The sequence below is a fragment of the Echinicola salinicaeni genome (assembly GCF_014280965.1).
Taxonomy (GTDB): Bacteria; Bacteroidota; Bacteroidia; order Cytophagales; family Cyclobacteriaceae; genus Echinicola; species Echinicola salinicaeni.
Window position 1 is genome coordinate 148476 of record NZ_JACODZ010000002.1, and the last position, 12218, is coordinate 160693.

Sequence of the window (12218 nt, forward strand, 5' to 3'; positions counted from 1 at the left end):
ACACTTAATCTTGAAAAATTAAGTTTTAAAAGTTGATGTTTTGTTGAAATATTGGGTGGTTTATTGAGTGATTTTTAAAGATAACGTTTGCAATATTTAAAATGTGTAAATGTTTTAGTTTTGGTATGTTTTTTTTCGATTTCATGGGGTTATTTTCCTTAAATTCTATCTCTTTATGCTGTATGATGGCGGTATTGCCAAAATAAAATTTGATATGGAACCCATCAAATCACCCGAAATAACCGATTCGACCCAAAGGAAGTATACAGAAAAGGAGTACCAAGAGATGCCAGATGAGCTGGTTTGGAAATTCTTTTGTAAGGGCAATGAATTTGCTTTTAATTATATCTATAAAAATTATGCTTCCGACATTTTTTCTTTTGGATACCAGTTCTGCGGAGATTCCCACCTCGTGGAAGATTGTATACAAAATGTTTTTATTTATCTAAGAAGGAAACGAGAAAAGCTTGGTGAAGTCAAAAGTATCAAGTCCTACCTTTTTAGATGTATCCAATGTGAAATCATCAAAAGACTTAAAGAACGGGGGATGCTGGTGGATACTGACCAACTCCAATATAAAAAGGCTTTCAATATTACCCTATCTCCCGAAACGATTATGATCGAGTCCGAATCACAAGAACAGAAAAAACGGATGATCAATACAGCGCTAGACAAGCTAACGGTGAGGCAGCGTCAAGCCCTTATTTTACTCTATGAAGAAGAGATGAGTTATAGCGAAATCGCTGAAGTGATGGGCTTTAATGAAGTGAAATCAGCAAGAAAGCTAGTATATCGGGCACTTGCTAGTTTGAAAGAAGTCATTAATCCATTTTAATGTCATACCATGGATAAGGAAAAAAATATATTGAAATATAAAGATTATAAACTGGAGGATTTTCTGGGCGATGAATATTTCATTTCTTGGGTAAAGAATCCAAAGGGAAACAACAATCATTTTTGGGATAAGTGGATAGCAGAAAATGGGGACAAAAGCGATATGGTGATACAGGCCGCTTCCATTATTCGATCTATGAGTTATGAGCATAAGCCTTCATTGTCTGACAAGGCTTATTTGGAGATTTTTGAGAATGTGTTGAAATCCGAGCCTAGGATTGACCATAAAGAGAAAAACAAGAGACAAAACAATAGGTCTATTTGGAGAAGTCTGTTTGGTTTACAGAAAGTAGCAGCAGCTATTTTACTTATTTTTTGTGCTTGGGTGATCATCGATATTTATTGGGTGGAAGAAGAACAGGTACCTGTTCCCATAAAATGGGAAGTACGCGAAAATCCTCCAGGGATCAAATCGACCATTAAGATGGGCGACGGTTCAGTAGTTAACCTCAATGCCAACAGTAAGCTGAGTTTTATGGAGAAGTTTTCTGACAGCCTCAGGATGGTAAAACTTGAAGGTGAGGCTTTCTTTGATGTGGAGAAGGAGGATAGACCTTTTATAGTGGATTTGGGTGAAAGCCAAATAGAAGTCATGGGCACCACCTTTAACGTCAAAAACACCCATGTGGGTAATGTTTCAGTGGCATTGGTTAGTGGGAAGGTAAAAGTTAAGGATGAATCTGGAAATCAGGTAATCCTACATCCTTCAGAAATGCTGGAAATCAATGAAAAGGGAAAGCTTACCATCGCCACTTTTGATGTAAGGGAAATTACTGCTTGGAAAGATAAGCTACTTATTTTTAAAAACAGCAATAAATCAGAAGTTATCCAAAAGATCAGTGATTGGTATGGTGTGGTAGTGGATGCTGATGAAGGGATCAAGGATAACTGGGCATATTCAGGAGAATACCATAATGAATCCCTTGAAAATGTACTTGAAGGAATAAAAAGAACATTGAATATAGGATATAAAATCAGCGGAAAGAAAGTACAATTAATTAAAAATTAACCCTAAAATAACCTAAAACTATGGTGGAAAAAAACAATTCTAGTTAGCAAAGAGACAGATAGAATTCCGGTGAGAATTCCATCTGCCATACTCTATTCCTGTCCAATGCTTTGGTCGGTACAGACAGGATATTTAAGCAGTTACTACTTAAACATTTTAAAACTATGGAAAAAAAAATACTGAGACAACTAATAATGATGTCCATGAGAGTTTTATATGGCTTTCTCATACAGCTGATATTCTGTTCGGTGCTGCTAGCCAATACTAGCAATGCCCAACGGAAGACAATAGAAGATGTTCGTGTGGAACTACAGTTTGAAAATAAGAGCCTAAGAGCAGTTTTCAACGATATTGAGAGAAAAACAGATTTTAGGTTTACTTTCGATGCCAATAATATCGATACATCTACACGTTTGAATGCGATTTCGCATTCAGGGACTGTGTATGACCTGCTCGTTAGCCTATCTCGTCAGACAGGCCTAAGTTTTACGCAGATCAATGATAATATTCATGTAAATGCCAATTCCCAAAATAAGGCTGTGGCCATTGCTGAAGCAGTAGAGATCAAGGTCTCAGGAACAGTGGTGGACGAAACAGGAGCCGCAATGCCAGGGGTGACGGTAAAAGTAGAAAGTACAGGTCAAGGTACGGTGACAGATTTGGATGGCAAATACCAAATCGAAGTAGAAGAAGGTGAGGTGTTGATTTTCTCCTTTATAGGTTTTGTGACCGAAAGAATAGAAATAGGTAATCAGTCCATCATAGATGTGGAAATGCAAGAAGATACCCAAGCTTTGGAAGAAGTTGTAGTGGTTGGATACGGAACAGTCAAAAAAAGCGATTTGACAGGATCAGTAGTTTCCCTAAGATCAGATGAACAGAATCAAGGAGTTAATACCTCAGTGGACCAACTGCTAAAAGGAAAGGCCGCCGGTGTGAACGTGGTACAAAACAGTTCCGAACCGGGAGGAGGAATCTCTATTAGTATCCGAGGTGCCAGTTCGGTAAATGCTGGAACAGGTCCGTTATATGTTATTGATGGTTTGCCAATTGATAATAGCGCAATGACTACAGGTGGAGGTAGCAACTATCCAAGTGTTCGTACGCCTACCAATCCTTTGGCGGCAATCAACCCTAATGATATTGAATCCATTGAAATCTTAAAAGATGCTTCTGCTACTGCTATATACGGTGCACGTGGTGCTAATGGAGTGATCATGGTGACCACAAAGAAAGGTAGAGCAGGACAGATGAGAATCAATTATGATGGCTATGTAGGGGTGCAAAATGTGGCCAGAAGACTGGATATCCTCAACCCGGAGCAATACCAAATGGTCATGAATGATATCATCGCTGATGGCGGTGGGATTGCAGATCAAATGGTCGATGTGATTGAGGATGGAGGTACCGACTGGCAAGATGAGCTTTTCCGTTCAAATGCACCGGTGACCAATCAAAACCTTTCTTTTTCTGGAGGAAATGAAAAGACAAATTATTTTGCCGCTTTGAATTACTTCAACCAAGAAGGTGTGGTGAAGAGTTCTGCCTTTGAAAGGTACAGTGCTCGCTTAAATCTGGAAACCAAGTTTTCAGATCGTCTGACATTGGGATTGAATATGAATGCCTCTTTCAGTGAAAATGATCAGGTACCGGCACAGTCTTTTGGAGTGAACGAAAATAATGGAGCCCTATATGCTGCATACAATTTTGATCCTACATTGAGTATTTATGGCGATGATGATCGCTATAGGATTTCTCCTTTTATCTCGATAGATAACCCACTGGCCATCGCCTATGGAAAAAATGCCATGATCGAGCGTTATAGGAATATGGCAGTGGCATATGCTGATTATAAAATTCTTCCAGAATGGTCGGTAAAAGTGAATGTTGGTACAGATGTGACCAATCAAAGAAGAGATGTATATATCGATCGTTCTACAAAAGACGGTTTGGCCAATGGAGGGATTGCGACGATCTTGCAAGAGCGTCAGTCCAATTACTTGATGGAGCTGACGACCACTTATGATAAGACCTTTGATGATCATCACCTTACTGCAGTGGCAGGTGTGACCACCCAGAAATTTGCTAGGGCCAATACGACCAGTCATGGAAAGAGTTTCCCTTCTGATGCTACAGGAACGGACAATATAGGTCTGGGTGATCCTTCCCAGTTTAATATCAATAGTTTCCGTGCTACCAACCGCTTACTTTCTTATTTAGGCAGGGTAAACTATACCTTGATGGACAAGTACCTTCTTACAGGAACACTTCGTGTAGATGGCTCGTCCAGATTTGGAGAGAACAATAAGTTCGGTTATTTCCCATCAGGTGCTTTTGCCTGGAAGGTGAATGAGGAGCCCTTTATGCAGGATTTGGAAACCTTGAGTACCTTGAAATTCAGGGCCAGCTGGGGACAGACTGGTAATCAGGAGATTGGTAATTACCTTTCCATTAGTACTTTCGTTCCTGGACCGGATGCTGTTTTCAATGATCAAAAAGTATCCACCACCCAGCCAGCGCGTATTCCAAACCCTGACTTGAAATGGGAAACTACTGAGCAGTGGGACATCGGATTGGACTTTGGTCTGTTTAGGGATAGGGTTTTTGGTAGCTTGGATTATTTCAGGAAGAATACATTTGATATGCTCCTTTATCTACCAATTCCTACTTCTACAGGATATACCAATAGGATCACCAATATAGGTAGTGTGAAAAATTCTGGTATTGAAGCAGCCATTACTTCGGTGAATTTCGATGGGGAGTTTTCTTGGACCACAACACTTAATCTGGCAACTGTGAAAAATGAGGTGACCAGCCTTGGTGGAGTAGATCAAATCATTGGAGGAAGTGCTGGATTTGCCAACCAAATTTGGATTATCAAGGAGGGCTTACCGATGTATTCCTTTTATGGTTACCAAGTTGATGGGGTTTGGCAGGAAGGTGATGACTTTGATCAAACCACTGACAATGTCGCACCAGGAGATTTGAAGTTTAGGGATGTCAATGGCGACCAAACGGTCAATGCGGACGATAGGGAAGTCTTGGGGAATTCCTTCCCAGAGCTTGCCTATTCCTTTGCCAATACTTTCGAATACAAAGGATTCAGCTTATATGTTTTCTTTGAAGGGGTACATGGTATCAGCATGTTGAACAATAACCTGGTGGACACCTATTTCCCGATCAACTTTAGAAGAAACAAGTTTGCAGAACCTTATCTCAACAGATGGACGCCAGAAAATCCTTCTACACTTTATCCTTCTTTTGTTAACCCAACTGCACAAGGGCAGAAAGAAGTTAATTCCTACACTGTGCAGGATGCATCTTATTTGAGATTGAATACCGTCACCTTAAATTATAATATCCCAATATTGCAGAGCAATACCTTCCGTTCTGCACAGGTGTATGTTACTGGAACCAATTTGTGGACTATCACCAATTATGACGGGGTAGATCCTGCAGTCAATCCAAACGGCAATGCCAATATTAGGATTGATTATAATGCTTACCCTACAGCAACATCGTTTTTGTTAGGTGTAAAACTTGGATTTTAAACTTGAGGAGATATGAAAACTTTAAAATTATTAAAATATAAAGCTTTATTGCTCATGCTGATATTGTCATCGGCATGTTCTGATATCTTGGACGAGGAAGTGTTTTCACAGCTATCTCCAGGAAACTTCTTGACCACTCAAGAAGGAATTAAATCAACTTTGGATGCTGCCTATGCAGCCGGATATCTCAATGGTTATTCTCATCACAGTGTGCGAAATATCGAAGAGTGGTGTACGGACATTGAATGGGAGACAGGCGGTGGAGAAAACCGTACTGCTGTTTTGATGATCAACTTTACCTGGGATGCGTCTGTAGGCTGGATGTACGGAGATATGTGGCTTAAGCCTTACCGGGCCATTCGAAATGCTAATGTTGTCCTTGAAAATGTACAAGCTGCGGATATCAGTGAAGAAGTGAAGCGTACTTATGCAGCGGAGGCGAGGTTTATCAGGGCTTTGAGTTATTATTATTTGCACTCTTGGTTTGGTCCTGTGCCATTGAGACAGAGTTCTGAGGATGAGCTTTATCTGGCCAGACCATCAGAAGAAGAGATGCGACAGTTTATTGAATCAGAATTGCTGGCGGTGATTCCTGACTTGCCTAACCCAGGTGACGAACAAGCTTATGGAAGAGCTAACAATGGGGGAGCAAGGGCTTTGTTGACTAAATTTTACCTCAATACCAAGCAATGGCAAAAGGCCGCTGATATGGCGGAAGAAGTGATGGATATGGGAGATTACAGTTTATATCCTGATTATGCCATGCTTTTCAGGGTGGAGAATGAGCAAAATCAAGAATTTATTCTTACTTATCCACAAATCCCCAATGGGCCGGGCAATAATTATATCAATGGAGCATTTCCAGGAGGATTTGCCAATGACCCTAAGACGGGTTTGACATTTAATAATTCATGGAGGAATTGGGCAGCTCAGTACCGCTTGTACGATAGCTTTTATAATTCTTTTGAGGAAGGTGATAAGAGAATGGACCTGATTATCGACAGCTATATTAATGGAAAAGGCAACACGGTTTCCTTGTTGAATAATAATAATACCAGATCTTTTAAATATTGGCCAGATCCTAATGGATTGGGAAATGAGCACGGTAATGATGTGCCTGGAGTGAGATATTCTGATATTCTCCTCAGTAGGGCAGAGGCACTCAATGAACTTAACGGGCCTACCCAAGAATCTATTGATCTGATCAATATGGTTAGGAATCGGGCAGATTTGGAAGATTTGCAACTAAGTGATTTTACTTCCACCGAGCAACTAAGGGAGCATCTGCTTAATGAGCGGGCTTGGGAGTTTTACACAGAAGGTAAAAGAAGAGAAGATCAGATCAGAATGGGGACATTTGTTTCCTCTGCTATCGATCGTGGTATTACCAATGCCAAACCTACGCATGTTCTGTTCCCTATTCCACAAGCAGCTTTGGATGCCAATGAGATGTTGGTACAGAATGATGGATACTAATTAATTGTTATTGAGACTCAAAAACCTAAGGGTAGAGGCGAAAGTCCCTACCCTTTTTTTTGTCTTAGTATGAAATAATTAGAAGGAATTGTTAGAATATACAAGGTAACCCTTGAGAAGTTTTTATCGTCTGATTTTATTTGATAATTCTTTATTAATATTGCCCAATATTAATTTTGGTGGCTTATTAAACCGTCTTAATTATTCCTTATAGGAAAGTAGGAAAGATTTTTAGTGGGTATGTCCATTAGAAAACTTGGTAAGCTGCTTTTTGGGTATAGTCATGATAGGTTTAATAAATAAGTACCCTAACAAAGAATACTTTGAAGAAAATATTATTAGTAGAAGATGATAGCCACGTAAGTGCTTTTATTAACAAAGGCCTTTCCGAGTCTGGATATGAGGTAACTTTGGCAATGGACGGGAAAATGGGGAGGGATTTAGCGCTGAAGGGTGATTATGACCTTATAATCCTGGATATCATGTTGCCTTCCATTAACGGCCTTGAATTGTGTAAGGAGATAAGGACAAAGGTGTTGGATACCCCTATACTATTTTTGACTGCTTTGGGAAGTACCGAAAATGTGGTGCTCGGGCTGGACTCAGGAGCAGATGATTATTTGGCCAAACCTTTTAAGTTTATGGAATTACAAGCCCGCGTAAGGACATTGTTAAGGCGGTCCAGGTTCAAAAATGCTACAGAAGAACCAGCTGCTGAGCATATTTATCGGTTTGCGGATTTGGAAATCGATGATGAGTCCAAAACGGTTTTAAGGGATGGTATGGATATTTCTTTGACTTCTACGGAATATAGATTGCTTTTGATGTTGGTTAAAAACCAACGTAGGGTACTCTCGAGGATGGATATTTTGGAAGAAGTGTGGGGGATTGGTTTTGATATGGGAACGAACGTGGTCGATGTATATGTGAATTACCTAAGGAAAAAAATGGAAAAATATGGTGGTAGCCGATTGATACAGACGGTTATTGGGATGGGTTATGTTTTAAAAGAAGGGGAATGAAAGTGCAGAATAAGATTATTTACGTCCTAATTGTCATCTTTGTAAGTTATACTTTGCTTTATAGTGGTTTTATCTACTATTCCATATCCAATTATGCTTTTACGGATTTCTATAAACGATTGGAAATAAGGGCGATTACTACGGCTAAGTCTCAGCTAGAGCATGAAAGTGATGTAAATATTATCAAGGAACTTCGACAGGAATATTTGGAAGAACTTCAGGATGAGGAGATTCGTATTTTTCCTTTAGAAGGAAAGAGAAACCTCCCTTTAGACCATGATATTTCAAATTATAAAGTGAGCTTTTTAGAGGAGGTGCTGGCAGAAGGTAAGGCCAACTATAATGATAATAAGACCTATTACTATGGGACCGTTTATACCTCTACTTCGAATAAGGATTATCTTGTCATAGTTTCTGCTGAAAACTATTTTATTACCCATCATATCCTTTATTTGAGGAATTTGTTGTTTACCTCTTTGGTGATTGCCTTGATCATTATTTTGGTGGTTTCTATTATGTTTTCTCGTAGAATCATCAAGCCCATTAATGATATTATTGATAAAGTGAAGGAAATCAGTTCTGATAATCTTTATCTTCGCCTTTCAACGCCTAAGGAGAATGATGATACGATTAGTAAGTTGGCGCAGACCTTCAACGACATGCTCAATCGCTTGGAAACCTCCTTTGAAACCCAGAAAAACTTCATCAGCAATGCTTCCCATGAGCTCAATACGCCATTGACTTCCATTATTGGAGAAGCAGATGTCACCTTAAGCAAAATCAGGAAGCCTGAAGAATATATAATTTCCTTGCAGACTATACTTGAAGACGCTGAAAAACTAAACAAAAAGACCAAGGCGCTTTTACTTTTGGCACAGACGGGTTTTGATGGAAAAGGGCAGAGGTTCAAAAAACTCCGCATAGATCAATTGATACTGGATGTTATTGATACTTGCGAGAAAATCAATCCATCTAATAAAGTTTGTTTAGACTTCAGCCTGCTGCCGGAACACCCAGAGTTGTTGAAGGTTAATGCCAATGAAGCACTTTTGCATTTGGCCATATCCAATATCATTCTTAATGGCTGTAAATATTCAGATGGTAAACCGGTACACGTAGCATTAGGGGTGGCTGATAAAGAAATTATCCTTATCATCAAGGATGATGGTATAGGCATACCCAAGGAAGAAATCAAGTATATTTATGATCCTTATTTCAGGGCCTCGAATACCAAAAATTATGAGGGCTATGGAATTGGTTTACCCTTGGCAAGGAATATTGTCAAGATCCATAAGGGAGACTTGCAAGTCTCTTCTGAGGCTAATAAAGGGACTACTGTGAAGATCAACTTGGCTGTTTATGGAACACAACTAAATAAGTGAATTCTAATCTCATCTTAATCTTATCCTTAGATGGTTCTAATGATTGGGTAGTATTTTTAACCTTGATCCATTGAAAGTAATAAGATGAAGAAAAAGACAATACTTATTCCTACTGATTTTTCAGTAAAATCCTTGAATATTGTGAAATCAGCTCTCAGTATTAACGGTGACTGTGAGCTGAGAATTCTGTTGGTGCATGGTCTGGAGTTGCCAGACTCAATGACGGATTTGTTGCTGTTTTCCAAGAAGAAATTATTGGAAGAGCTGGAAACAAAGGAGTTTCGGGCAAGCTGCCAGATGCTTATCAGCAAATATGATTCGAATTTAATTGAGCTATCAGTTGATATTTTTTCCGGTTATAATAAAAGAGCTTTTGAAAATTATATTGAAGCCAATGAGGTAGATGAAATTTATGCTTTGGCAGATCATGATTTTTTACCCAGGCACAAAAGCAGTTTTGACCTGATGCCTTTTATCAATAAGTCCTCTACAAATTTAATTAAGGTGAAATGGATGAGCCTAGGAGAAAATTTCAAACAGGAACGGGATGAGCTTTCCGGGATTTTCTTTAATCAATTGTCATCCATATAACCTTAGCTGCTATGAGAGTGGTTATTGTTTATCTTGGGGTTATAGTCTTGCTGACAAGTGGGGTCATTAGTTTGATGGCCAATGATATAAGCCCTGAAAGTAAATTATTGGGTGAGTGGAAGGAAGTTTCATGGGAATTTGAAAAACTCGATGAGACAGGTGGTCAGGAGTTCTGGGGCATATCTAAAAGCATTACAGATCAACTTAAAAAGGAAATAAGTAGGGAGCTGGCCTTTCATGAGGCTGAAACTTGGAAATTTTATCCAGATGGAAAAATCAGTCTTGAGGGTGAAAACGGAAAGCGTTCTTCCCTTTTCTGGAGGTTGAAAGGAAGGGGGCATGTACTTAAATTATTTGGTCATGCAGATAGTATTGAACACTACCAAATCCAGAAATTAACAGAGGATACCATGGAAATTCATTTCAATACGGATCTACAAGCCAGGGGGATAGTGAAGATGACTTTCAAGAAAATAATGAATCAATAGTTATGCTAAGAAAATTTAGTAATAGCCGAACTTTGGCTGATAACGTCAAACTGGGATCATTAACAGCTTTTTCTTCAGGGATGGTTAATGTCATCTCCGTGATCATCTTTTTTGCATTTACTTCAAATGTAACTGGGCATTATGCAGTATTGGCAGAAGAGATCGCAAAGGGTAATTGGTATCAAGCTGGAGTAGTAGCATCTTGGATCTTATTGTTCTTTTTTGGAGGATTCACGGCTAACCTCATCATCATTAATTTCAATAAGACCAATTCCTATTTGGCCCATTCAGTTCCCATTATACTGGAAATCATATGTCTCTTGATTGTGGGAAGTTATATCCAGTTTTATTATAAGGAATCCCTTGTGGAAACAGAGGTTTTGGTTGGTCTGATGCTCTTTGCCATGGGGATACAGAATGGACTTACAGCAAGTATATCCAATTCAGCCGTTAAAACCACCCATTTAACTGGACTTACCACAGATTTGGGGATGTTGTTTTCTATGTTTACCAAAAAGGAATATAGGGAGAATAAGCAGCTGAGAGAAAAGGCAAAAGTGCAAGTGACTATTATGTCTTCTTACCTTTTAGGGGGAATTGCTGCAGGTTTGATTTATTTAAATATTGCCTATAATGTCTTTTATATTGTATGTCTTTTCCTATTGGTGGTTATAGGTTATGATTTTTATAGATTGAGGGTGTCCAGGTATGTAAGCGCGAGCCAACCCTTTTTAAGAATTCATTACTATGGAAGGAATAAAAAGCGGAATGGCAAAAGAAATGAACTGCAAAAAGTTTAAAGCAGCTATTATTGTTAAATTAAGTTGATGTGATTGAAAGGAGGAGATATTTTGGCTCCTTTCTTCTTTAAGAGATTTTTCCGATTACTTGAAGTGTTTAAATCCTCTTTCCTTATAATCTTCGATGCTTCGAAGGGCTCAGTAACCGAAGATTTTTTTGATTCTTGAATAGAATTCATTGGTATTTTGGTTGAGATTTTTGAGACGTTAATTTGTATGATGTATGACAAATTTATATCTTTTGAAAAATACAAGAATTTATGTTTCAACAGATTGGGAAGAAGAAGCCTTTAAGCCAGCAAATAGTAGAAGATATAACCCGTTCCATTCGTGAAGGGAAGTATTTGCCCGGTCAGCAAATCCCGACAGAAAATGCCCTTTGTGAAATTTTTAATGTGAGCCGTACGGCTATCAGAGAAGCCATAAAGATATTAAGTGCAAGAGGAATAATAGAGGTCAAAAAGGGCAGTGGTGCTTTTGTTACGGAGGTAAGTGTGCAAAATGCCTCAGAAATATTGAATATGTTTTTTGAGCTTTCCTCAGACACAGACCTGATCCTTCAGACCATTGAGACCAGGCAGCTGTTGGAACCGCAGATTGCCAGGGAAGCTGCTGAAAAGAGAAATGAAGACCATATCAAATTGCTGGAGAAAAATATGCGGGCAATGCAGCAATGTCCTTTGGATAAGAAGAAAAAAGAGGCAGAGCTGGACAATGAGTTTCATAGGATTTTATTGACAATTACAGGTAATAAGGTACTCGTATTATTATTAAGCCCTGTTTTTAACCTCATGCCCAAATTCAAAGTCAATGTTTTTGCCAAGCCAGCGGCAGGGGATTTGGAAGCCGAGAAAATCAATATGCTCCGGCACCATGGTGATATTCTCTCAGCCATTAAAGAAAAGCATCCTGATGCTGCGGAAATGGCGATGAGAAAACATTTGAAAGATACTTGGGACAATTACTATAAATCCCTACCCAAACCGGAATCAGGCAAGTCTTAGA

The 12218-nt window shown here is 39.0% G+C and carries 10 protein-coding genes; all 10 read left to right on the forward strand.

What is annotated here, in order from left to right:
• Positions 1-214 precede the first annotated feature (214 nt).
• Positions 215-835: an RNA polymerase sigma factor gene (locus H7U17_RS04125; RefSeq protein ID WP_186755158.1), complete on the forward strand. Its 621-nt coding sequence runs from the start codon at positions 215-217 to the stop codon at positions 833-835.
• Positions 836-844: 9 nt separating this feature from the next.
• Positions 845-1903 (forward strand): FecR family protein, encoded by a 1059-nt coding sequence (locus tag H7U17_RS04130; protein WP_186755160.1) that lies wholly within the window; start codon positions 845-847, stop codon positions 1901-1903.
• A 164-nt stretch (positions 1904-2067) separates the two neighbouring features.
• A complete protein-coding gene (locus H7U17_RS04135) occupies positions 2068-5454 on the forward strand; it encodes a SusC/RagA family TonB-linked outer membrane protein (RefSeq protein ID WP_186755162.1) in 3387 nt (1128 codons plus the stop codon).
• A 12-nt stretch (positions 5455-5466) separates the two neighbouring features.
• Complete coding sequence (locus H7U17_RS04140; protein ID WP_186755164.1) at positions 5467-6930, forward strand: RagB/SusD family nutrient uptake outer membrane protein; 1464 nt, start codon at positions 5467-5469, stop codon at positions 6928-6930.
• Between the two features lie 323 nt (positions 6931-7253).
• A complete protein-coding gene (locus tag H7U17_RS04145) occupies positions 7254-7952 on the forward strand; it encodes a response regulator transcription factor (protein ID WP_186755166.1) in 699 nt (232 codons plus the stop codon).
• Positions 7949-9334 (forward strand): sensor histidine kinase, encoded by a 1386-nt coding sequence (locus tag H7U17_RS04150; RefSeq protein ID WP_186755168.1) that lies wholly within the window; start codon positions 7949-7951, stop codon positions 9332-9334. Before H7U17_RS04145 ends, H7U17_RS04150 begins: the two co-directional genes overlap by 4 nt.
• A gap of 84 nt (positions 9335-9418) precedes the next feature.
• The gene (locus tag H7U17_RS04155) at positions 9419-9925 is read left to right on the forward strand and encodes an adenine nucleotide alpha hydrolase family protein (RefSeq protein ID WP_186755170.1); all 507 of its coding nucleotides are present in this window, start codon (positions 9419-9421) and stop codon (positions 9923-9925) included.
• 11 nt (positions 9926-9936) lie between these two features.
• Complete coding sequence (locus tag H7U17_RS04160; protein ID WP_186755172.1) at positions 9937-10413, forward strand: hypothetical protein; 477 nt, start codon at positions 9937-9939, stop codon at positions 10411-10413.
• A 2-nt stretch (positions 10414-10415) separates the two neighbouring features.
• A complete protein-coding gene (locus H7U17_RS04165; RefSeq protein WP_186755174.1) occupies positions 10416-11213 on the forward strand; it encodes a YoaK family protein in 798 nt (265 codons plus the stop codon).
• A 260-nt stretch (positions 11214-11473) separates the two neighbouring features.
• Positions 11474-12217 (forward strand): FadR/GntR family transcriptional regulator, encoded by a 744-nt coding sequence (locus H7U17_RS04170; RefSeq protein WP_186755176.1) that lies wholly within the window; start codon positions 11474-11476, stop codon positions 12215-12217.
• Position 12218: the final 1 nt, after the last annotated feature.